This window comes from Nostoc sp. UIC 10890 (genome assembly GCF_054786515.1).
Window position 1 is genome coordinate 3,628,506 of record NZ_JBSGKF010000001.1, and the last position, 22,684, is coordinate 3,651,189.

The 22,684-nt window shown below is 40.9% G+C and carries 17 protein-coding genes and 2 pseudogenes; 12 read left to right on the plus strand and 7 right to left on the minus strand.

Translation table 11 applies throughout. From position 1 onward, the window contains the following. Nucleotide 1 precedes the first annotated feature (1 nt). From ACWATR_RS14810 to ACWATR_RS14820, 3 genes are all read right to left on the minus strand, one after another. A complete protein-coding gene (locus ACWATR_RS14810) occupies nucleotides 2-1,180 on the minus strand; it encodes a TIR domain-containing protein (protein ID WP_460333575.1) in 1,179 nt (392 codons plus the stop codon). A 494-nt stretch (nucleotides 1,181-1,674) separates the two neighbouring features. Next, the gene (locus tag ACWATR_RS14815) at nucleotides 1,675-3,132 is read right to left on the minus strand and encodes a protein adenylyltransferase SelO (protein ID WP_460333578.1); all 1,458 of its coding nucleotides are present in this window, start codon (nucleotides 3,130-3,132) and stop codon (nucleotides 1,675-1,677) included. Between the two features lie 351 nt (nucleotides 3,133-3,483). After that, nucleotides 3,484-4,059, minus strand: coding sequence for a GNAT family N-acetyltransferase (locus ACWATR_RS14820; protein ID WP_435026687.1), 576 nt, complete (start codon nucleotides 4,057-4,059; stop codon nucleotides 3,484-3,486). Between the two features lie 830 nt (nucleotides 4,060-4,889). Here ACWATR_RS14820 and bioB point away from each other — a divergent pair. Then, nucleotides 4,890-5,897: a biotin synthase BioB gene (gene bioB, locus ACWATR_RS14825; protein WP_460340440.1), complete on the plus strand. Its 1,008-nt coding sequence runs from the start codon at nucleotides 4,890-4,892 to the stop codon at nucleotides 5,895-5,897. A 299-nt stretch (nucleotides 5,898-6,196) separates the two neighbouring features. Here bioB and ACWATR_RS14830 read toward each other — a convergent pair whose 3' ends face one another. Beyond that, nucleotides 6,197-7,378, minus strand: a complete 1,182-nt coding sequence (locus ACWATR_RS14830) for a class I SAM-dependent methyltransferase (RefSeq protein ID WP_460333582.1) — start codon at nucleotides 7,376-7,378, stop codon at nucleotides 6,197-6,199. Nucleotides 7,379-7,460: 82 nt separating this feature from the next. Continuing rightward, a pseudogene (locus ACWATR_RS14835) lies at nucleotides 7,461-7,625 on the minus strand (element excision factor XisI family protein); the annotation flags it as partial. Here ACWATR_RS14835 and ACWATR_RS14840 point away from each other — a divergent pair. Then, complete coding sequence (locus ACWATR_RS14840) at nucleotides 7,617-7,832, plus strand: hypothetical protein (protein ID WP_460333585.1); 216 nt, start codon at nucleotides 7,617-7,619, stop codon at nucleotides 7,830-7,832. The pseudogene ACWATR_RS14835 and the gene ACWATR_RS14840 overlap by 9 nt on opposite strands. A 205-nt stretch (nucleotides 7,833-8,037) precedes the next feature. Here ACWATR_RS14840 and ACWATR_RS14845 read toward each other — a convergent pair whose 3' ends face one another. Further along, a complete protein-coding gene (locus tag ACWATR_RS14845) occupies nucleotides 8,038-8,568 on the minus strand; it encodes a hypothetical protein (protein ID WP_460333588.1) in 531 nt (176 codons plus the stop codon). Between the two features lie 603 nt (nucleotides 8,569-9,171). Here ACWATR_RS14845 and ACWATR_RS14850 point away from each other — a divergent pair. The 4 genes and pseudogenes from ACWATR_RS14850 to ACWATR_RS14865 form a co-directional block, all read left to right on the plus strand. Beyond that, nucleotides 9,172-12,432: pseudogene (locus ACWATR_RS14850) on the plus strand (phycobilisome rod-core linker polypeptide); the annotation flags it as partial. A gap of 387 nt (nucleotides 12,433-12,819) precedes the next feature. After that, on the plus strand, nucleotides 12,820-13,308 hold the full coding sequence (gene apcA / locus ACWATR_RS14855; protein ID WP_069068903.1) for an allophycocyanin subunit alpha: 489 nt from the start codon (nucleotides 12,820-12,822) through the stop codon (nucleotides 13,306-13,308). Between the two features lie 65 nt (nucleotides 13,309-13,373). Continuing rightward, a complete protein-coding gene (gene apcB / locus ACWATR_RS14860) occupies nucleotides 13,374-13,862 on the plus strand; it encodes an allophycocyanin subunit beta (protein WP_069068902.1) in 489 nt (162 codons plus the stop codon). 223 nt (nucleotides 13,863-14,085) lie between these two features. Then, nucleotides 14,086-14,292: a phycobilisome linker polypeptide gene (locus ACWATR_RS14865; RefSeq protein ID WP_094349821.1), complete on the plus strand. Its 207-nt coding sequence runs from the start codon at nucleotides 14,086-14,088 to the stop codon at nucleotides 14,290-14,292. Nucleotides 14,293-14,660: 368 nt separating this feature from the next. Here ACWATR_RS14865 and ACWATR_RS14870 read toward each other — a convergent pair whose 3' ends face one another. Beyond that, on the minus strand, nucleotides 14,661-15,686 hold the full coding sequence (locus ACWATR_RS14870) for a hypothetical protein (protein ID WP_460333595.1): 1,026 nt from the start codon (nucleotides 15,684-15,686) through the stop codon (nucleotides 14,661-14,663). A gap of 502 nt (nucleotides 15,687-16,188) precedes the next feature. Here ACWATR_RS14870 and ACWATR_RS14875 point away from each other — a divergent pair. From ACWATR_RS14875 to ACWATR_RS14900, 6 genes are all read left to right on the plus strand, one after another. Continuing rightward, nucleotides 16,189-16,959, plus strand: coding sequence for a class I SAM-dependent methyltransferase (locus ACWATR_RS14875; protein WP_460333598.1), 771 nt, complete (start codon nucleotides 16,189-16,191; stop codon nucleotides 16,957-16,959). Beyond that, nucleotides 16,956-17,690, plus strand: coding sequence for a TenA family transcriptional regulator (locus ACWATR_RS14880; protein ID WP_069068899.1), 735 nt, complete (start codon nucleotides 16,956-16,958; stop codon nucleotides 17,688-17,690). Before ACWATR_RS14875 ends, ACWATR_RS14880 begins: the two co-directional genes overlap by 4 nt. 322 nt (nucleotides 17,691-18,012) lie before the next feature. After that, nucleotides 18,013-18,564: a heme NO-binding domain-containing protein gene (locus ACWATR_RS14885; RefSeq protein ID WP_460333601.1), complete on the plus strand. Its 552-nt coding sequence runs from the start codon at nucleotides 18,013-18,015 to the stop codon at nucleotides 18,562-18,564. Between the two features lie 10 nt (nucleotides 18,565-18,574). Then, a complete protein-coding gene (locus ACWATR_RS14890; RefSeq protein WP_460333604.1) occupies nucleotides 18,575-20,095 on the plus strand; it encodes a sensor histidine kinase in 1,521 nt (506 codons plus the stop codon). 256 nt (nucleotides 20,096-20,351) lie between these two features. Further along, nucleotides 20,352-21,554 (plus strand): FtsW/RodA/SpoVE family cell cycle protein, encoded by a 1,203-nt coding sequence (locus ACWATR_RS14895; RefSeq protein WP_460333607.1) that lies wholly within the window; start codon nucleotides 20,352-20,354, stop codon nucleotides 21,552-21,554. A gap of 331 nt (nucleotides 21,555-21,885) precedes the next feature. After that, on the plus strand, nucleotides 21,886-22,566 hold the full coding sequence (locus ACWATR_RS14900; RefSeq protein WP_460333610.1) for a class I SAM-dependent methyltransferase: 681 nt from the start codon (nucleotides 21,886-21,888) through the stop codon (nucleotides 22,564-22,566). The last annotated feature ends 118 nt before the right edge of the window (nucleotides 22,567-22,684 follow it).

Below are 22,684 nucleotides of genomic sequence, written 5' to 3' on the forward strand. Positions count from 1 at the left end.
TTTAGGAATTTAACATGGTTTTTGCAAAAATAATTTCGTTAACAATATCCATCACATCATTTACTACATCTTCTGCTGTTAATGGGTCATTGATATATTGATTCAGTGACTTGAATTTTTCCGGTGAAATATTTCCCATTAATTTACTATCCCAATTTGCCAGCATTTCGTCGAACACTTTTTTAGCATCGCCATTAGTGCATACAATAGGAATCACCGGAATGTTTTCTTGTTTAGCATACAGGTAAGTCTCATAAGTTCCGCCAACACCCCCCACAAGAATAACCAAATCTGAATGTCGCAGACAATTGAGCCATTCATTAATACCTGACTCTGTATATTCGACTTTTCCACCCTTAAATACAGGTTGTTTTCCTTGTGGAACAAAGTGGGTTAGCTTATCCGTTAGGCGGATATTTTTTTCTGCTATTTTTTCAGCAAACTTATCCGCTACAACATAATCTACTCCCTCCCATCCACCTGTAATCAGGTTGTAGTTATATTCTGCTATTTTTTCACCAAGCTTTTGAGTACACCAATTAACTTCATTAGGAATATTAAAGTTTCCTGTTCCTGCAACTAAAATGCTTTTTTTACTTCTGAGTTTAACAGCATCATTTCTAATAGCATCATTAAGCTGATTGATAAATGCATTAAAGTTATTAGTTGGATTTACGCTTAATTTATCTGAGATAAAAAACATAAACTCATCAATTTTTTCTGAAATTTCTATAATTTTTGCTGCAACGTTATGCATTGCTGAATATTCATGGGAAAATAATTCTAAATCAATGATTTTTTCTATTTTTTCTCTCTGTTGCTTCCAGTATTTTATGTACTCTATCTTGCCTTCTTTGGTATATATATTGGCATCCTGTAAAACAACTGGAAAAACTTTTTGTTCATAATCTTTGTGTTTCATGATTTCAACAGCTTCAAACATACAGTATTCTGAGCGCAAATATTTGTCACTGACTACAAGAATTACATAGTTACCACGCCCGATTTCCTGCATGAAGTTCTGTATACTCTTACCTAGCGTTAAATAGTTGCGATCGCGAATTAAGTTGTAACGTTCAGAAACAAGTGCAGCACAAATTTTATCAACCAATTCTTCGCGTTGTCTGCCTAATTCACTCTGGTTATCTTTCCATGCATACGATATGTATATCTGATTCATTTTTTTAGATTTTTTAGATGCTATAAAAGTTTGAAAAAGATTGGGCAAATAGAATTTACTACTACACAAACCAACTTTACCTACGTGGACTTAAAAATAACCAGCGCAGACAAAGATAATTCTGAAGTCATATTTACAAACATCAGAACTTTCGATTTAGTCTGTGTAGACGTGATTTCTAATCGCCAAAGCTGAATAAAATTTTACTTTTAGATTTAACAAAAAACCTACGTATTTTCTCGTAATTAAATCGGGATTTTTATAGTTCAATACAGTTTAGATAATACCAAAACACTTGTAGAGACGGTGATTTATCGCGTTTCAAAAACCCACGATTTTGTATAAGTAGCGCTTAACCCAAGCGTATTAGTTTATAGTCGTTTGAAGAGACGTTGCATTGCAACGTCTCTTCTTAGATTATTGGTCGTGTCAATTACAGAAAATTTAATCTCAATAACTCTGTAGAAATTAAGAATAAAATAGCTATAACTTGACTACTTTTTAGATTTGATTTGCTGCAATAAATCATAAAAAGGTTGCCAATTATCTTCCTGAGTAATTGGTTCCCAAATAGATTCAATTACAGGTCTTAATAATGCCGTTTTCGGATTATGAACAGTTAGAGTTTTGGCAATTACATCGATGCGATCGCAGTCCAGATCATTCAAAATTTTATGGTATAGTATGCACCAATCATCAAAAATTCCTGACGCACCCGGTACTGGTACAATATCTGAACTGTTCATCACAAAACCTGGTTCATCTCGCCATTTAGATGAAAAGCTGCGAGCCATCTCATAAAAAAATTGGTGATAACCAACTTGGCTCTCTTTCAAAAATTCAACCGTTAGATTCAAGAGTTCTTGAGCTTGTGCATCTGGCAATTCCACAAAACCCAACTTTTTCAACATCAAAGAACTGTATTCAGCTTGATAATACTCATCAAACCTGGCTAATCCCGCCTCCATATCACCTTTATCAATAATTGCTTTAAAAGGTTCCTGGAGCATTTCTAAATTCAACTGGCAAATACTTGGTTGATTACCGTAACAGTAGCGTCCATAATAGTCAAAATATGCAGCTATAAAGGATGGGTTGTAAGTCGGGATAAACGCGTAAGGGCCATAATCAAAACTCTCTCCAGTAATCGACATATTGTCAGTATTGAGAACTGCATGACAAAATCCAGCCGCCATCCACTGCGCTACTAGTTCTGCAACCCGTTTAACTAATTCGGCGTAAAACAGGGCATATTTATCTTGTTCACCAGTTAAGTGTTGATAATACTGCTCAATTACGTGGTCTAACAGCTTCTTAGTTAAATCTGGACGCTGGAAATAGTGCAGTCGCTCAAAAGTGCCAAACCGAATATGAGAACTGCTCATCCTAACCATCACAGATGAACGAGTCGGTGAAGGTTCATCGCCCCGCCAGAGGGGTAAACCTGTTTCAATCATGGTCAGACAGCGCGAGGTACGTACACCTAAGTGGTGCAGTGCTTCCGCAGCCAGAACTTCCCGTATCCCACCTTTGAGCGTGAGCAAACCATCGCCACCACGAGAGTAGGGCGTTCTTCCAGAACCTTTTGTGCCAAAATCGTATAATTCGCCATCATTGGCGCGTACTTGCCCGTAGAGAAAGCCCCTACCATCGCCCAACTGTCCGTTATATTCACCAAATTGATAGCCGTGGTAACGCAATGCCAATAAGGGTTTGCGCCCCTGAAATCGGCCAAAAGCTGTGATGAAATCTTCGTCTTTGACTACTTGGGGGTCTAGACCGAAACGGGGTAATAGTTCATCGTTACGCCAACGCAGGAGGTGTTGGGGAAATTCTGCTGCTGCAACCTCATCATAGTAGTCATCGCCTAGAGATTCTAAGGCGCTTTCGTAGTTGAGGGTGAGAAAAGGATTGCTAGAATTCTTGTAGTTTGGAGTTTCAGCCAGAGTCATTACGAGCAAAGCTTAATTCATTCTTCCCTTAATACTACCTCTGGCTTCAGCATCAGCATAGATGCAAAAAGCAACCTATATCTAAAATATGGTAGCGCTACCATCAAAATCTAGAGCACATAATGATATTGTGATCTAAGATCATAGCCTATTTATAAAGTAAATATTAATTAGGGTATGTTACGGCTGTGTAAGAGCTTGAGGGTTTGAGAAAGTTGAATTTAGCTGTAACATACCATATTTACAGGTGCGTTAAATCAGCGCATAACGAACCTGGAAATTTAAGGTTTACTTTATGAATGGTCTCTTACTTTTGACTTGATCACCCTAACAATTAAATTACGAATTATTTTAAAATTTAGGTGCTTGCCAATTAGGATTGATGAGACTTGTCAGAATATGATCTTCCCATTGCCCATTAATTAACAGATAGTCTCTAGCATATCCTTCAATGACAAAACCGAGTCTTTTGAGTACACTACCACTACGCCGATTGTGAGGCATATAATTAGCCATAATGCGGTGAAAATTTAACTCTTGGAATACATGTTGAGTCGCGGCTTTTAGCCCTTCTGTCATATATCCTTTACCTTGTTTCCTTTCAGCAAGGCTATATCCCACATAGCAAAAATGAGCGGCTCCTCGGACAAAATTACTAAAATTGACCGTTCCAATCACTACAGTAGGATTTTTTTTAGTAAAAATAAATAATTTTAACGATTGCCCATTGATAAATTCCAGAAAACTATTCTCTATCTGATACTGCCAATATTCTTCAGTGAAAAAACCATCCGCCCACAGAGGGTAGAATGGAGTGAGATAACTTTTATTCTCAATAAAGTATTTGAGAATTTGGGGTACATCTTCATGGATCGCTGCTCGTAATAATAGGCGATCGCTTGTAATTATTGGCAGTTCTGATATCATAAATTACTTAATCAGCGGGATCTCTTCCAAGAGCATTCTCTAAATTTTATAAATTCTCTCATAACCTGTGGTTGAGTAGCAGTAGTTAGATTAGCTGTCTCATTATCAGCACTTACGCAAGGGTCGCACTTATGCAAGGGTGATAGTTTTTCCATCTAAGCCTCCGGGGTACTCCCACCAACCTGCGGTGTGGTGGGATGGGGGATAGGAGGGCAACCATTGGGGTTCGATACCCCAATGGTTGCCAATATGAGTTTAATCTTCATAGCTAATAATCTTTGTGGAGTAAGCATAAGAGGTAAAATATATGTATCTCGGAGTGGCAGTAATTTGCACCGAGAAAATCCGAACCGATGAATTCTGATAGGGGGTTGCATCCAAAAGTACAGATAAAATCTGTCAGGTTGGTTGCGTAAAATCAGTTACCTTGGGTTGTACAAAACTTTGGTTTCTTGTACAAACGGCGGTGTGGACGCATCGCCGCAGACTGTGGAGGATACTAGGTTGCTAGTCCTGTGAAGCAGTAAGCCTATTCCGTGAGGATAGGATGCTCCCGCTACATTGCTTGCAATTAGCGGGAAAGCGTCACTTTTACCCAATGCCCTTTACAACAGAATAGAGTGAGTATTTTTGCTCTTAATCTGCCATTCAACCAAAATCTTGATAAGCTGATGTCTAATATCTAGAGCGGAAGGATTGAGAGCCAATGGGTGACAAAGCACAGTGCGGGGCATAACTTCGATAAAATCGCTTTGCCCAAACGCTGTACCGCAGGAAATTCAAGCAAAAGACAGCTCTTGATTAACCCAGTTTACAAGAAGGATAGTGATGTGGTGGGAATACGCTACGATTGGCAGGAATTAGAGATTCGGGCGATATACAACACGCCATTGCTAGAGCTTGTTTATCAAGCTGCTAGCGTGCATCGCCAATATCATGACCCAACAAAAATACAAGTTTGTAAGCTTATATCTATCAAAACGGGAGGTTGTCCAGAAGATTGTAGCTACTGTGCCCAATCTTCCCGCTATAAAACAGAGGTAAAGGCGCAAGCACTCCTCGAAAAGGAAACGGTGGTTAACATCGCCCAGAAAGCTAAAGAAACTGGTGTTAGTCGCATCTGCATGGGTGCTGCTTGGCGAGAAGTGCGGGATAACTCACAATTTGAGGAAGTCCTGGATATGGTCAAGGATGTAACCGCAATGGGTTTAGAAGTGTGCTGCACTCTAGGTATGTTGACGGCAAATCAGGCCAAAAAATTGGAAGAAGCGGGACTTTACGCTTACAACCATAACTTAGATACCTCGCAGGAATATTACAGCACAATTATTACCACAAGGACATATAGCGATCGCTTGAACACGATTGAAAATGTCCGTCAGACAAATGTCACTGTCTGTTCCGGCGGTATCCTGGGCTTAGGCGAAACTGTAGATGACCGGGTTGGAATGTTACAAACTCTGGCAAACTTACATCCCCATCCAGAGTCCGTGCCAATTAATATTCTTTCACAAGTACCAGGCACACCCTTAGAAAATCAGCCTGATGTCCCCATTTGGGATATTGTGCGGATGATTGCCACAGCCAGAATTTTAATGCCAGCTTCCGATGTGCGTCTTAGTGCCGGAAGGGCGAGACTTTCTCAAGTTGAGCAAGCTTTTTGTTTTATGGCAGGAGCCAATTCTATCTTTTCTAGCGACGACAACAAGATGTTGACGGTAACAACTCCCTGCCCAGATTACGATACTGACCGAGAAATGCTGAATTTACTTGGTTTGGGAATGCGTCCGCCTTCCCAAAGACAAGAGAAGGTAGCAAGTTCGGCCGTTGTAGGGTAAATATCTGATTGTGGGATGGGCCTTTCGGCATTGGTGTCAACTTAACGAGAAACTGCACGTCCGCCAGCACGTCCGCCAGGGATTGTAAATCCCTGTCTCATAGCTAAAGTCCTCTGAAGAGGACTTTAGAGCGCAAAAATTTTCAGTCTACTTCAGTAGACTTGAGCAATTAGTCAGGGATTTACAATCCCTGGCGGGTGAACAACACCCAATCAGTACGCTATTTTTGGCAAAAGTAGACACCAGTGGCCTTTCGGCTATCCCACAATAAATAATTAGATATTTTTTACTTGAATTCCCTAAGCAGGTGTCAATAAAATCAACTGCTGTTGCAAAAGGCTTCTTACCTCATCTAATCCCAGTTCTACATTTGTCAATATCTCTGCAACTGTGGAATTTTTATCACATCTTTGCATAAACTCAAACTCCGCTACAGATAAATTAACTATCTGGTAATCGTAATTAAAGAAACATTGACTGGGAAATCCCTCAAGACAAGGATTCAGTTCGGGAATCGCTGCTAGGAGAACATTATCCTCTGACCAGTCAGCTTTGATTAAAGGAGGACGACCGAGGAAAAACTCGTAATGAGTTACTTCTGGGTCTAATAATTCTATCAGGCGGTAAAGCTGGCGATCGCTCAATTCTTTTGCCCGTTCTACTAACTCTGGTGCTTTACCCAAAAGTCTCTCTAAATCCCAGAAACTCGGATTCGAGAAACCAATAAATTCCAATCCTGAAGCATCAATTAATTCAAATAGCGTCTCAATGTTGTAGTCAATTTCTTGAGGATGAACGTACATATCAGCAAAGTATTCATCCTTATTGTTTTCTAGTGACCAACGTTGTTTATCGTATTTGACAATTCGGTTATTTTCTGGTAAAGAAGCAAATATTTGTCGCCCAACTTGGACACCATCGCGGTAGTCGCCTTTTTTGTCACCTTGAATAAGTGCGATCGCTTTTTGCATGAGTTGAATTTCCCAGCGTCCCAACTCCCCGTACACAAAAATGTGCATTAAGCCGCCTGGGGCTAACTTCTTCGCCAAAGCTTGAATCCCGCGAATGGGATCGGGGGTATGATGCAAAACCCCAACACAGTTAATTAAATCAAACTCACCTGGTAACTGTTCCACATCAAACAAACTGAGGTGATGAAATTCAACGCGGTTAGCCCCTGAACGCTGACAACGTTCTTTGGCTACAGCTAAAGCGCCAGTACTGAGGTCAATTCCCACAACAGAAGCCTGGGGATTGAGGTGAACCAAGTACTCTGTACCTACACCAGTACCGCAACCTGCATCTAAAATCCGAATATCTTGCTTTTGGGGTTTTTGACCTGTGCAGAAGTTATGAGCAGCTAGCCAATTCCAGCGCCAGTTGTAGCCTGGAGGTGGTTCATCCAACAGGGCTTCTGGCGGAAAGGGGTAGGTATTGTAGAGTTTGGCAACAGCAGCACTAACAGTTTGGGAATCGGACATGATGAGGAATAACGCAGCATTTCTGAGTTTAGCGGATAGTGGATGATTAGGGCAAAGATTACTATTGCTTATTTCCTACTATTTATTCAACAGCAAAGTCAGTAAATTGGCGTTTATAAGGAGCGTGAAATCCTAATACAATATCTTTTTTAGGTACTCCAGCAGCGATTAATTCATTAGCAATGCCGATTTCTGTACCATCTCTTTGTATCCAAATTTTTTCATTTTTAATATCAACATGAATTATCAAGAAAGGCAGAGGGCAGAAGAGAATACTGCTTCCAGTCCTCTGCCTGTGACCGAACCGAACTTGGGTCTAAAACCCCGCCGAAAACAAAAGCGCAAACAACATTGGGCGGGGTCTGAATCCCCGTCTAATTGTTCCTTCTGCCCTCTGCCTCCTACCTTCTTCAACATATTGTCTTTTGCGATCGCTCCAATGATTTACGACTAATCAGAGTTTGATTTGCGCTGTGAGTTGAGGCTACAAGGTTAATTAAAATAATTTATAATTCGTAATGAAATATTGTTAAATCAGTAAATTTAGACCCCGACTAAAAAAACGCCAGGTATAGACGTATCCTTTTGGGGAAACAAGCTACACGTAGCGTCTCGTAGAGAAGAAAAATTAAACTCAAAAATTACGAATTACTAATTAATTAAAGGTCGCACTGATTAGTTTGGCAATATTTGGCATTATCTATAAACTCTTGCAACTTATTCAAGGGAATGATCTGCAATGATGAGCCACCTTGCACTTCAGCAGCTATGTAAGCAAGCTTTTGCCCACGATAATATTGGTCACGTCCAACTTTGCTGACATACTGAGACTTCTGGAAGTCATTGGCAATATTAAAATTATAAATATTTTGTAACAGTTTCACCGCATTGGCATTTTTTGTGGTGAATTTGAGGCGTTTATCACCACTAACAGTTATACCTTCTTTATTCACTGTCCCATTTTGAGAAGTGACGTCAGCATAAAAGTATAAATTTCCCTTTGTACCATCGTAGCCGTGGGCTTCGCTGTTATATCTCAGAGTTGGTAGTTGAGGTCTGGTCTTTGCCCACTTGACAACGGTGCTGATATTTTGCCCTGGAAGCGCATTGGCTGGAGTGACAGCCAAAATAACTGCGATCGCAGATAGGGTAGCCTTGAATAGATAGTTAAATTTATAACTTTTGTGCATAGTGTTTTTCTGTTGGATAATGCTGACAGATAAAGCTTAAACCACCAATATTTAAGAATTATTTCTAGATTAGCGTTAGCTCTGAATATTCAGCTATTGGTAGCAAAAACAACTTAACATCGACCAATGACTACTGTCCACTGATGTTGCTGAAGGTAATTTAGTTTCAACTTAAGATATTGCACTAGTACAACACGGCGGAAATAAACCAATCATTCCAAATCAACGAAACCCTTATCCTGTATTCATTTTTAATTTTTAATTTTTAATTTTTAATTCCGCCTTGCGGTACTAGTTGCAATATCTCAGGGTGTCCACCGCACTACCAAATAAGTAGTTACAAAACTTAGATTTTATCTCAGGCAAATAAGAGTACCTATTCTTAAGACTAGAGGCATTCAAGATACAGGTTCTACACACTTCTTAATAAACCAGCCTTGAGAACGCAAAACGTTCTAATCTAAAAGCTAACTGGGTTAATTTACTGGCAGTTTTGCAGGCAATACTCTCAAGCTCATAAAGCATAGACACACCGATGTGTCAAGCCTCAAAACGATCCAGACTTAACACATAAACGCTTATGATGGGAGTTTTACAAATCCGATGAGTGTTAAGGCGAGTGGTGGAAGCTCAGTTGCGCGTCCGCAACTATATCAAACCCTAGCAGTAGCTACAATTACCCAAGCGGAGCAGCAAGACCGTTTCTTGGGAAATGGTGAATTAAATGAACTGGCAAGCTATTTTGCATCTGGTGCAAAGCGTCTAGAAATTTCCCAGACGCTGACGGAAAATGCTGAGATTATCGTATCTCGGGCTGCCAACCGGATTTTTGTCGGTGGTTCGCCAATGGCTTTTTTAGAAAAGCCCAGAGAAGCAGAACTAGTAACTGCTGGTGGTGGTGCTAATGTTCAACAAGGGATGCAACTGGGAACTGTAACCTACGTTGAAAGTCGTGGTGGGTTCCTAGAAAATTTACGCTCAATTTTTAACTCATCCCCTAGCGGCCCAACACCCGCAGGTTTCAGACCAATTAACATTGCTCGTTATGGCCCAAGCAACATGGCCAAGAGCTTGCGGGATTTATCCTGGTTCTTGCGCTACGCTACTTATGCGATCGTTGCTGGCGACCCCAACATCATAGCGGTGAATACACGGGGTTTACGGGAAATAATTGAAAATGCCTGTTCTGGTGAAGCAACGCTAGTAGCTTTGCAGGAAATCAAAGCCGGATCACTTTCGTTTTTCCGCAACGATGCTGAGGCTACAGCAATTGTGTCTCAGTACATGGATGTTTTGTTAACAGAATTCAAAGCAGCCACACCTTCAAATAAAGTCCGTCAACGCCCCTCTAGCGACCAGCAAGGGTTGCAACTGCCGCAAATTTACTTTAATGCAGCAGAACGGCGTCCCAAGTTTGTAATGAAAACTGGGTTATCAAGTAGCGAAAAAAATGAGGTAATCAAGGCCGCATATCGGCAAATCTTTGAGCGCGACATTACCCGTGCTTATAGCTTGTCCATATCTGACCTAGAATCCAAGGTGAAGAATGGCGACATCTCCGTGAAAGAGTTTGTCCGTCGTTTAGCTAAATCTCCCCTTTACCAAAAACAGTTTTACCAGCCTTTTATTAACAGCCGAGTCATCGAACTAGCTTTCCGTCACATTCTAGGACGGGGGCCAAGTAGCCGTGAAGAAGTACAAAAATACTTCTCAATTATTTCTAACGGTGGTCTGGCAGCCTTAGTAGATGCTTTAGTAGATTCCGCTGAATACAGCGACTATTTTGGTGAAGAAACAGTACCCTACCTCCGGGGTCTGGGTCAAGAAGCACAAGAATGCCGCAACTGGGGGCCGCAGCAAGACCTGTTTAACTACAGTGCGCCTTTCCGCAAGATACCTCAGTTCATCACCACATTTGCAGCTTACGAACAACCGCTACCAGATCAACATCCCTACGGTTCTGGTAATGACCCCTTGGAAATTCAGTTTGGGGCAATTTTCCCCAAAGAAACTCGCAACCCCAGTACCAGTCCGGCTCCTTTTAGCAAGGATACCAAACGCATCCTGATTCACCAAGGCGCAGGGATTAATAACCAAAATAGTAATCCCAGAGCGCGGGGTGAAGCTCCTGGTACTCTTGGGCCCAAGGTGTTCAAGTTAGACCAACTGCCTGGTACTAGAGGTAAAAAGGCTGCCAAAGGTTCTAGCGTCAGATTCTCCGAAAGCTCCACGCAAGCAGTGATTAAAGCTGCTTACCTGCAAGTTTTCGGTCGTGATCTTTACGAAGGTCAGCGCCCGAAGGTATTGGAAATCAAGCTGGAAAACGGCGACATCTCTGTGCGGGAGTTTATCCGTGGTTTGGCTAAGTCGGATGTATTCCGCAATCTGTACTGGTCATCGCTCTATGTTTGTAAAGCGATCGAGTATATTCACCGCCGCTTGTTGGGTCGTCCGACCTACGGTCGTCAAGAAATCAACAAGTACTTTGACATCGCTGCTAAACAGGGCTTTTACGCGGTGGTTGATGCCATTATTAACAGCGTAGAATACAGCGAAGCATTTGGTGAAGATACAATTCCTTACGAACGGTATCTGACTCCTGGTGGTGTATCAGGGCGACAATTACGCGTTGGTAGCATTCGTGAGGATATTGCCGCCAAAGTCCAGAAAGAAGTAACACCAAGCTTTGTGACATTAGGTACAGTCACAGAACAACGGTCAGAACCAGATATTCAGTTCCGCATTAACCAAGGTGTCAGCAAGCAACGCGAACAGACCAAAATCTTCAAGCTGGTGGCGAATACCAGTGACAAAGTTGCAGTCAAAACTTTGATTAGTGCTGCCTATCGTCAGATTTTTGAGCGGGATATTGCACCCTACATTGCCAAAAACGAATTTACCAAATGGGAAAGCAAGCTGGGGAATGGCGAAATTAGTGTGAAGGAATTTATTGAAGGTTTGGGTTACTCTAACCTCTACCTGAAAGAATTCTACACACCTTACCCCAACACCAAAGTGATTGAGTTAGGAACCAAACACTTCTTGGGACGTGCGCCACTAGACCAAGCAGAAATCCGCAAGTATAACCAAATTTTGGCTACTCAAGGTATTCGTGCCTTTATTGGTGCTTTGGTAGATAGTGTGGAATATAACCAGGTATTTGGTGAAGATACGGTGCCTTACCGTCGCTTCCCGACCCTCCCGGCGGCAAACTTCCCGAATACGGAGAAGCTTTATAACCAGCTGACCAAGCAAAACGATGACGTAGTTGTACCTAGCTTTAAGCCAGTACAAGCCCGCGTCGGGGTTAGTAACAATACACCGCTGTTGACACAGGCGATCGCAGATATCACAGCGCAAACAAATGGTAAGCCATCCTTTGCTGAACTGGGTCGTTCTTACAACGATGGTAGCGGACAATCAGTGGAACAGGGTGTGCGTAAACATGCACGCATTTACCGTCTAACGGAAAGCACCAACCAAGCCGAAAAACAACAGACAATCAATGCCATTTATCGGCAAGTATTGGATGTATTTAGCGGTGAAGTACCTGATAATTTCCGTCGCACTGACCTAGATAGCAAACTCCAGAATGGGGAAATCTCCGTCCGCGAGTTTGTACGTGAACTAGCCAGTTCCCAAATCTATCGCCAGCGCTTCTTGTCACCTTATCCTCATGCCAAGGTGATTGAGTTCCTCTTCCGTCATCTGTTGGGGCGTACACCCGCAACTCAGGAAGAAATTAGCCAGTATAACAACCTGCTAACCGATAGCGGTTTGTCAGCTGCTGTAGAAGCAATAGTCGAAAGTCCAGAATATAGCCGCTACTTCGGTGAAGATGTTGTGCCTTACAACCGCTTCCCAATAGGGAATAGGGAATAGGGAATAGGGAATAGGGAATGGGGTACAGATTATTTCCTGTCCCCTGTAACCTGTCCCCTGTAACCTTCGTAACCTTCCGTAATAATGCTCTCAGATTGCAGCTAAAACGGTAAATTCTGAAAAGCAATATTACAAAGTATTAAGAGCAGTCATAAATGCTCAACAGAATGCCGGAAAATGTTTTGCGGAAGGTAACTGAGTTTAAAAGCTTGTGTACTTATGTTGACCCAAGCAAACTCGTGATTTATTAGCCGTAGCAGTTGTAAAACTGTTGTGTCTAAAAGAACGAGAAATAAACTCAGTAAACCAACTCAAAGTCGCACCAGTTTAATCAAATCCTGGTTTCATTCGTATTGGAGGAATCCATTAATGAGTATCGTCACGAAAGCTATCGTGAATGCTGATGCAGAAGCCCGCTACCTCAGCCCTGGTGAGTTAGATCGGATCAAGTCATTTGTTGCAAGTGGTGAGCGCCGCGTGCGGATTGCTCAAGTTTTGACAGAAAATCGCGAACGTCTTGTTAAGCAAGCTGGTGATCAACTGTTCCAAAAGCGTCCTGATGTTGTGTCTCCTGGTGGTAACGCTTACGGTCAAGAATTGACTGCGACTTGTCTGCGTGACCTAGATTATTACCTCCGCCTCATTACCTACGGTATTGTTGCTGGTGATGTCACCCCCATCGAAGAAATTGGTGTTATCGGTGCTCGTGAACTATACAAGTCCTTGGGAACTCCTATCGATGGTGTTGCTGAAGGTATCCGTGGGCTGAAGAATGGAGCTTCAACATTGCTCTCTGGTGATGACGCTAGTGAAGCTAGTGGCTACTTCGACTACCTAGTTGGCGCCCTTCTAGGATAGGGTAAAGCTGTTTACCTACTTAAACAGAAGTATTGCAATACGGTTGGAAATAAGGAATTAACAACATGGCTCAAGACGCAATTACCGCTGTCATTAACTCCGCAGACGTTCAAGGTAAATATCTAGACTCTTCTGCTTTAGAGAAGCTAAAAGGCTACTTCGCCACTGGCGAACTGCGGGTACGTGCTGCTAGCACCATCAGCGCTAACGCTGCTGCGATCGTCAAAGAAGCTGTAGCAAAATCTTTGCTATACTCTGACATCACCCGTCCAGGCGGCAACATGTACACCACCCGCCGCTATGCTGCTTGCATCCGCGATTTAGACTACTACCTCCGCTATGCTACCTACGCGATGTTGGCTGGCGATCCTTCCATCCTAGATGAGCGTGTGCTCAATGGACTGAAGGAAACCTACAACTCCTTGGGCGTTCCTGTCGGTGCTACCGTGCAAGCTATCCAAGCAATCAAGGAAGTAACCGCCAGTTTGGTAGGTTCTGACGCTGGTAAGGAAATGGGGGTTTACTTAGACTATATCTCCTCTGGCTTAAGCTAAGAGCTAGTTTGCGCTTAAGAATTTAGGTGCGGCTTTATTAAGGTCTGGAAATCAACCGTGAGTGCTAGAACGTTATATTGCTTATCTTGGTAAATTATCAGTGATGAGTGTTGGTGGTCTAGTATTGATGTTTGATTTCCAGCCTTTGAATGATTAAAAGATTTGCACTCAAGATTTTGAGATAAAAAAAGTTTTCACAAGGTATACAGGAGATTTTCAAAATATGTCCCGTTTGTTTAAAATTACTGCTCTAGTTCCCAGCCAAACCCGAATTCGTACCCAACGCGAACTGCAAAATACTTACTTCACTAAGCTAGTTCCTTATGAAAACTGGTTCCGCGAACAGCAACGCATTCAAAAAGCTGGTGGCACAATCATCAAGGTGGAACTGGCAACTGGTAAGCAAGGCGCTAATACTGGCTTGTCGTAATTCTGTAAATAGAACATTATTTTAGGGAATTGGTAAGAGGTCGAGAAAGACCTCTTTTTTGTTGAGAATTGATAGTATAAAAAATCTGTTAATTAAGTCATATAGAAACAAGGTAATCTTAATCAAGCTTGTTAACCAGCCTTTATAACACATATATCTTTTGTATACTCCCGTATATGTACCGTGTTTCAGGTAAATATCCAGAATTTATCAAGATGTTATTTCATTTCGGGTAACAGATAGAAAACTTCTATTTCAGAAAATTGGACTATCGCAAAGTTTATGAATCTACAGCTATGGGTGATCAAAATTAAAAAAGAGGTCTGGTATTAGACCTCTTTCTTTTTTGTTGCTTGTATTTCTGAAAGTTAAGAGTTGAATATTTCTACAAGGCGATACCCGCGAGTATATAGCGGAACTGGAGCGCCAGAATTCTGTTTTTTCCTTGCTTCTTCACAACTTTCATCAAACACAATTAGTATTTCTTTCCCAACCTTCAGCCAGTCTTGATATGGCACACTCATATCTTCTTCAATACCACCAATATTAGGTGCTACCATTGCCCGGTAAGCTTCATTGAATTTCCTGCGGAACCGGAAATCTACTGAAATTCTTAGACCTTCACTTTTCCTTCTTACTGTTTGATGCAATCCACGGGCATCATTAAAGTACATTGTGCCGTGTTGTAGTTGTGCTTGTGTGTAGGAGACAACCATTGGAATATCCCGACCTTCATCGAAGTCTGACATCACCCGCATAGACTGTAGTTCCATTTCGCGGGGCATTTCACCTGCTTCGATAGTGATATTATCGATGTCGCCAAATAGTGGCAGAACCACTACAGTTGCATCAGCGGCAACACCTGCCCAGACATCGCTATGGCACTTCGAGCTAGCGAAAGGCAAACCCAACTTCTTGGCGTCAGTCTTGCCATACACCATGCGGAGATTGACTGGTAAATCCACTGCATCAATCAGGTCATTCGCTCCTAGTTGGTAAAAAGCGTCTGCGACACTCTTTTGAAAGAGGTTAAATGCCAGAGTATGTTCTCGCTTGGGCATCAAAAGACCAGTACCAGTGTAGTTCGGCAAAGTGCTTCTTGCTTCCAGTAGTCGTTCAAGCATCTCAGTTTCCGAAAGAATGATGGGACTATTCAGACACGCTGAAATATAACCCGCAGCAGCAATTCGGATTTGCTGGAATAACTCAGGCTTTAATGTGTGTTCAAACAGTAGTCGGTACTGTCGCTTTGTAGCAATTTTATCAGCAAGCTCATTAAAGAGGCGATCGCCAAGCTCAGAAAATGCGTAGGCGTAGTCCGTCGTAGAGATCGCACGTTCGGATTGTAAGCGATCGCGCAGTGACGATTCTGCTAACAGTTCTTCTAACATCATTTCTTCCAACGTTATTCTAAATTGGTTAAATAACTTATGTATCCAAAGCAATTTCGTTTTGAAAACGAATCTGGCTATTACAAAATTAACAAGATTCTTCTCTTTATACTTCGTAAAATATACTGTTTTATTTGTCTTACTTGTCTTGATTAAAAGAGTTGTTTTTAAGTTTATTAGTAAAGCATAGATGAAGTTGGGGCTTAAAAATTTAACTGTCTATATATGAAGTTACTGTCAACTAAGTAACAATACAAGTTCATGAAGTTAAATATAAGTTAGCTGTTATATTTGAAGAAACTAACAAGATGAGAATATTCTGGGTAGCAATTTATTTGAAAATGATAGTTTTCAAACACAAAATTAACAAGCAAAATAAAATCGGTAAAATCAACATTATCAACGCAACATATTAATTGTTAAAACATATACATCCATTATTTCAGTCTTGTCAGACTAAATTGATTAATACAAGCATAAAACAAGTATAAACAAACACTTAAAGATGTCAAATGTGAATCACAAAAACTCAACTAAAAACTTATATAATCGCACAGCATCAGAGTGGATTAGAGGAGAACCTACTTCCTTATCAGACTTTACAGCACGCCCTTTTGTACTAGAGCTTTGTGAGCCTGTTTTTGGGTTGCGAGTACTTGATATAGGTTGTGGGGAAGGTTATTGCAGTCGAGAACTACGCCGACGCGGCGCTGAACGAGTGCATGGAATAGACCTTTCCCAGGGCATGATTGCAGCAGCAAACTTACAGGAAATAGAAGATGCCTTGGGTATTAGCTATGAAGTAGGATGTGCTACTAATCTCAAGCAGTTTGATGATGGCGAAATTGACTTAGTTGTTGCAGTGTTTCTATTTAACTATCTCACAATTGCTCAAACCCAAGAATGTATGGCAGAAGTTGCACGCATTCTTCGTCCGGGCGGTCGATTTGTATTTAGCGTTCCCCATCCATCTTTTCCATATATGCGGGAGGCAGCATATCCGTTTTATTTTCAAGTTGAGGGTGCAGGCTACTTCAGTAAGCGAGATCAGCAGTTTCCTGGTCGTATTTGGAAACGAGATGGCTCCTGGCTAAATGTTCAATTGATTCATAAAACTTTTGAGGATTACTTTAATGCTCTTAAAATTGCTGGCTTCAACACGATGCCAATTTTACAAGAATTGCGTGTGACTCCAGAACATATTGCAATAGATGAATCATTTTTTAGCCCCTTACTTGATCAACCCCTCCATCTAGCCTTACAAATATCACGATGACACAGACATCTTCTTTAGTGAGAAATTCCTTCCGTGAAATAGCAGCTAATCATCCTCTATGGAATCATGAGTTCTTAACTCGCTGTCGGACTGGAAATTTATTTTTACCAGACATACAGGTACTAGCTGTTCAGATGTACAAATTCTCCAAAGAATTTAATCGTATCTTGGCTAGCATTTTGTCTTGCTGCGAAGATGAAAGTAGTCAGTTAGTCATCTTGGAAAACTTATTTGACGAAATGGGACAGGGAGATATAACTCAGTCCCACCCAGAATTATTTCGTCAATTTACCCGCGCTCTTGGTATCCACGACGAAAGTCTGACAGCACTACCCACTGCGCCTGAAACTCGTGCCCTTATTGAAACCTACTTGCAGATGCCACATAAGTACGGCTATTTAGCTGCATTGGGTGCTGTCTGTTATGCTTCCGAAGGGATTGTTAGCTCGCTGTACACGCAACTATACAAAGGAATTGTTGGCGCTGCTCCTTTACCCAAAGAATCCCTGATCTTTTTTGAAGTCCATATTGATGTGGATGATAGTCATGCAGCGAAGTTAGCAGCAGTGATTGAACCTCGAATTACCATGAATGAAGAGGATATCAAGGTAAAGCTGGCTATTGCCGAAGCTATGGATGCCCGTGTCCAATTTTTTAACGGAATTCAGCGTCAAATATCTAAATATAGCTTGTATCCTGATTCATGGTTGCCTTTGGATGAATCGCTGTAGTTAGTCAACCTTAAATTGATGGGTGAGCAAGTTTGTAGTGAGAACTTTAGTAATTATTTTTTAAGCACTAAAGTGCTTACTACAAATCCTCAAAACTCACTGAATAAAATGAGTAAGTGAAAATACGGTTGTTATAACTAGTATTTGTAGCATTAGAATACAAATAGTTTTCCCTATTTTTTCGGTTTTTAAAGCCGTCATAAGACATTTCAAGGTTTAAATACAGAAAATTTTGTTATTTAGATAACCCTTTTAAGGAATTATTTGTCGAGTCTTGGGCAAATTCATAAAGCAAAATTAGGTGCAGCAAGAGGAGGCTTCCATGTACGGATTAGTGAACAAGGCGATTCAAGACATGGTGTGCAGTCGCTTTGGCGAAGAGACTTGGAAAGAAATTAAGCACAAAGCAGAAGTGGATGTAGATGTTTTCCTCAGTATGGAAGGCTATCCCGATGACATCACCCACAAACTGGTAAAAGCTGCTAGTGTCGTTCTGAATTTATCTCCCAAACAAATTATGCAAGCTTTTGGAGAGTTCTGGGTTCAGTACACAGCTCAAGAAGGCTATGGCGAAATGATGGATATGAGTGGAGATACACTGCCTGAGTTTTTAGAAAACCTCGACAATCTTCATGCTCGTGTAGGAGTTAGCTTTCCTAAACTCCAGCCCCCATCATTTGAATGTACTGATATGGAAGAAAATTCTCTAAGCTTACATTATCGCTCTGATAGAGAAGGGCTAACGCCCATGATTCTTGGACTAGTCAAGGGACTAGGAACTAGGTTTGATACAGAAGTTCATATTACCCAAACCCAGAGTCGGGATGAAGGTGCTGAACATGATGAATTTTTAGTGATTTATAAACCAAATTGAGTGCAGTAGCATGGCTCCTCCTCACCTTACGCTTTCACCAGAGTTACTGGCGAAAGCTTTTCCTTTCCATTTTGCCTTTAGCCGCAATCGGGAAATTGTACAGGCTGGTGATGTCTTTGGGCGCATTTGTCTGGAACCATTGGTTGGTAAATTGATTGAGCAGCATTTCCAGATTAATCGTCCAAAAATTTTGGTTGATTTTGATGCTATTAGTAAACAGTCTCGTGCCCTGTTCATATTAGAGTTTCTCCATAATGGAATGCAGCTCAAGGGTCAGATGATGTATCAACCAGAACAGGAGGTGATATTTTTTTTAGGATCTCCTTGGATTACAGATACAACTAGCCTGGCCCCTCTGGGTATCAAACTCAAAGACTTTGCGATTCACGACCCAATAGTTGATTTCCTGTTTCTACTGCAAGCTCAGAATACTGCTTTGGTTGATGCCAAAAAGTTAACAGTTGAACTGAAACAGCAAAGAGCACAACTACGAAGTGCGCTACAAATCAAGGAGAATCTAGCAGAAATTGCTGAGGCTCAGTCTAAAAAATTGGAAAAATCCCTCCGGGAGCTACAGCAAACTCAAGCCCAATTAGTCCAAGCTGAGAAAATGTCCAGTCTGGGACAGTTAGTTGCAGGAGTCGCTCACGAAATTAACAACCCTGTTAACTTTATTTATGGAAATTTAAAGTATGCAAAAGATTATACACAGTGTTTGCTGAAGCTTGTGAGTCTTTACCAGCAATTTTGTGCTAATCCTGTATCAGAAATTCAAGAATACATTAAGGAAATTGAGTTAGATTTTTTACTAGATGATTTGCCCAAAATCCTGAATTCTATGGAAGTAGGAGCCGAACGGATATCTGAAATTGTTTTGTCCCTGCGGAATTTCTCTCGTCTTGATGAAGCAGAGATGAAAAAGGTTGATATTCATCAAGGACTGGATAGTACTTTGCTGATTTTACAGAATCGGTTTAAAAATAGCCTTGATCATCCTGGTATCAAGGTAGTTAAAAGTTATGGAAATTTGCCTTTAGTATATTGTTACGCCGGACAACTAAATCAAGTATTTATGAATATTATCAGTAATGCAATCGATGCGCTTGAGAGCTATAATACTCAACGCGCGATCGCAGAGATTCATGCTAATCCCAATACCATTACAATTACTACAGAAGTCATCGAAACTAACTGTGTGATCCGAATTGCTGATAATGGTTCAGGAATGACAGAAGCAGTTAGAGAACAACTGTTTAATCCATTTTTCACAACTAAGCCTGTAGGTAAGGGTACAGGATTAGGTTTATCAATTAGTTATCAGATTGTAGTTGAAAAACATGGTGGAACATTAAGATGTTTATCAGAACCTGGACAAGGAACTGAGTTCTGGATTGAAATTCCCTTGTCTATGGATAAACATGCAGTTAATTGCATTAAATCGTTGAGCTTGATGAATTGTCAGAATTCAGAAATGGTTGCAGTGGGGGATTGGGACTCAACACTTTCTTATTCTGACTCTCCTAATTTCTGATTTCAGTAGGACTTAGATCAGATTCCTCTCTGAATTATTCTTCAACCTACTAATTTGGCGTATAAAAAACTACTACGACACATAGGAATAGTAACCGTGGGCATAGCCAAGCCAGTTGTCAGAAATATCAACTAACGGTGTATTAAAGTTGACATCTCTAAGATTTATGGTTGTAAGGCCTACTTATGAGTTATAAGTTATGATTTATGAGTTTTATTTCTAACTCCTAATTTCTAACTTTTTACCTGTACTGATCGTGAATCTACGCCGCCTGATTCCAATTTTTGATAGTTCAGTCTCCAACTGGGCATTAGAAGCGCGGTTGTTGCGCTGGTTAACGTTGATTTGGCTGTTTGTCGGTTTGGTCATGCTATTTTCAGCATCCTATCCCGTTGCTGACGGTCGTCATGATGATGGGTTGTACTACTTTAAGCGTCAAGTGCTTTGGGTATTTGTTTCCTTAATTGGATTCAATATTATCGTTAATTTACCATTGCAGAAAATTTTGGGGCTAGCCCATTGGTTTTTGTTGCTGTTTTTGGCGTTAATTTTCGTCACACTGATCCCAGGATTAGGAAAAAAGGCTTTTGATGCAGCGCGTTGGATTGCGATCGGGCCAATTCCAATTCAACCTTCAGAATTAATTAAACCCTTTTTGGTGCTGCAAAGTGCGCGGCTTTTTGGTCAGTGGGAACGAATCAGTTGGCGGGTTCGCTTGACTTGGTTGGGTATTTTTGGTCTGGTACTTTTAGGAATTATTGCCCAGCCTAACTTGAGTACAACAGCACTTTGCGGTATGACTATCTGGCTAATTGCTCTAGCGGCTGGCTTACCTTACAAGTATCTGGGAGGGACAGCAATTGGTGGAGTGATGTTGGCATTACTCAGTATTAGTATTAAAGAGTATCAGCGTAAGCGGGTAATGTCATTCCTTAATCCGTGGGCGGATGCGACAGGAGATGGCTACCAGTTGGTGCAAAGTTTACTAGCCGTGGGTTCTGGTAGAACTTGGGGTTCTGGATTTGGGCTTTCCCAACAAAAGCTGTTTTATTTACCAATTCAGGACACCGATTTTATTTTTGCGGTGTTCGCCGAAGAGTTTGGCTTTGTTGGCAGTATGGTGTTGTTGGCACTTTTAGCTACATTTGCCACTCTCGGATTAATTGTGGCGCTGAAGGCTAAAAATACAGTACATCGATTGATAGCGATCGGTGTGACGGTTTTGATGGTGGGACAATCATTGCTCCACATCGGTGTTGCTACAGGTTCTCTACCAACTACTGGCTTACCCTTACCCATGTTTAGTTATGGTGGAAATTCCATGATTGCTAGCTTAATAGCTGCTGGGTTGCTGATTCGGGTAGCACGCGAGAGTAGTGAAGCTGAGGTAGTACCATTGCGAAAACCCCTCTTTGAAAATGGGCGCAGACGCCGAGCTTTTCATAAAAATAGGAATTGAGCATCAAGAGGCAGAACCGCAACATTTTACAATTTCTTCATACTATTTCTCGAAAGCACTTAATCGGAAAACTGTTTGGCATAGAGGATATAACAGGAATTTTTAAAGAGCATTCAGCAGGATTAAGTATGAACACAAGCTTATTAATTAATAAGCTTGTGTAAATTTTATTTGCTTGATATTGACAAATAATACTGTTGAAGTAATAAAGTATTCTCTAGAGAAATTTGGCATAAATACTTTTCATTTGTAATGAGGCAAAAACGGTAATAGAAGAAAGTTTTATACTTATTAATCTTTCTTCACATAATCACTTTTTCAGGAATAAAAAATGAAGACAATCGTGCGTAAACTATATGACACTAATCTTAGTGACTCGTGGGCAAGTAAGCTTAGAAAGAAGCGTTTTTCTTTGTTCACATCTATATTAGATTCAATGCCCTCTCCTATAAAAATACTCGATGTTGGAGGAACAATAAGCTTTTGGAAGAATTTAGGCTTTTTGAATGAAGAAGTTAAAGATGTAGAAATTATTCTACTAAATGTAAAATTTATCGAAACAAGTTCAACACATCCAAAGATTAAGCAAGTTGTTGGCAATGCTACAAACATGGCAAACTTTCAATCTAATGAGTTTGATATAGTTTTTTCAAACTCAGTGATTGAACATGTAGGGGATTATGAACAACAGCGCCAAATGGCCGCTGAAGTAATGCGAGTGGGAAAAAAATATTTTGTTCAAACACCTAATCTGTTTTTTCCGATTGAACCCCACTTTGTTTTTCCTTTATTTCAATTTATGCCTATAAATATTCGGGTATGGTTACTAACCAATTTTGCTCTTGGATGGTATGACAAGGTGACTGATAAACAACTGGCTAGAAGTATAGCTACTTCAATTCAGCTGCTGAATAAGAGAAAATTCCTGAATCTGTTTCCCGAAGCACAACTTTACGAAGAAAAGTTTTTCGGTTTAACTAAATCTTTCACAGTTTATGGAGAATCTCTCTAAGAGGATATTTTAAAAAACCAATACGCTTGGCTTAAGAAGAAGAGTAGGTTGGGTTTCGCTGTTGCTCAACCCAACAAAGCCTTGATAATGTTGGGTTACTCTTCTCCTGTCGGAGACG

What these genes read in the sequence shown, in the direction of transcription:
- ACWATR_RS14885 (WP_460333601.1), top strand. Translation starts at nt 18,013, where the DNA reads ATGTACGGATTAGTGAACAAGGCGATTCAAGACATGGTGTGCAGTCGC.
- ACWATR_RS14870 (WP_460333595.1), bottom strand. Translation starts at nt 15,686, where the DNA reads ATGATGTTAGAAGAACTGTTAGCAGAATCGTCACTGCGCGATCGCTTA.
- ACWATR_RS14890 (WP_460333604.1), top strand. Translation starts at nt 18,575, where the DNA reads ATGGCTCCTCCTCACCTTACGCTTTCACCAGAGTTACTGGCGAAAGCT.
- apcB (WP_069068902.1), top strand. Translation starts at nt 13,374, where the DNA reads ATGGCTCAAGACGCAATTACCGCTGTCATTAACTCCGCAGACGTTCAA.
- ACWATR_RS14845 (WP_460333588.1), bottom strand. Translation starts at nt 8,568, where the DNA reads ATGCACAAAAGTTATAAATTTAACTATCTATTCAAGGCTACCCTATCT.
- ACWATR_RS14875 (WP_460333598.1), top strand. Translation starts at nt 16,189, where the DNA reads ATGTCAAATGTGAATCACAAAAACTCAACTAAAAACTTATATAATCGC.
- ACWATR_RS14865 (WP_094349821.1), top strand. Translation starts at nt 14,086, where the DNA reads ATGTCCCGTTTGTTTAAAATTACTGCTCTAGTTCCCAGCCAAACCCGA.
- ACWATR_RS14880 (WP_069068899.1), top strand. Translation starts at nt 16,956, where the DNA reads ATGACACAGACATCTTCTTTAGTGAGAAATTCCTTCCGTGAAATAGCA.
- ACWATR_RS14820 (WP_435026687.1), bottom strand. Translation starts at nt 4,059, where the DNA reads ATGATATCAGAACTGCCAATAATTACAAGCGATCGCCTATTATTACGA.
- ACWATR_RS14815 (WP_460333578.1), bottom strand. Translation starts at nt 3,132, where the DNA reads ATGACTCTGGCTGAAACTCCAAACTACAAGAATTCTAGCAATCCTTTT.
- ACWATR_RS14840 (WP_460333585.1), top strand. Translation starts at nt 7,617, where the DNA reads ATGAATTATCAAGAAAGGCAGAGGGCAGAAGAGAATACTGCTTCCAGT.
- apcA (WP_069068903.1), top strand. Translation starts at nt 12,820, where the DNA reads ATGAGTATCGTCACGAAAGCTATCGTGAATGCTGATGCAGAAGCCCGC.
- ACWATR_RS14810 (WP_460333575.1), bottom strand. Translation starts at nt 1,180, where the DNA reads ATGAATCAGATATACATATCGTATGCATGGAAAGATAACCAGAGTGAA.
- ACWATR_RS14830 (WP_460333582.1), bottom strand. Translation starts at nt 7,378, where the DNA reads ATGTCCGATTCCCAAACTGTTAGTGCTGCTGTTGCCAAACTCTACAAT.
- ACWATR_RS14900 (WP_460333610.1), top strand. Translation starts at nt 21,886, where the DNA reads ATGAAGACAATCGTGCGTAAACTATATGACACTAATCTTAGTGACTCG.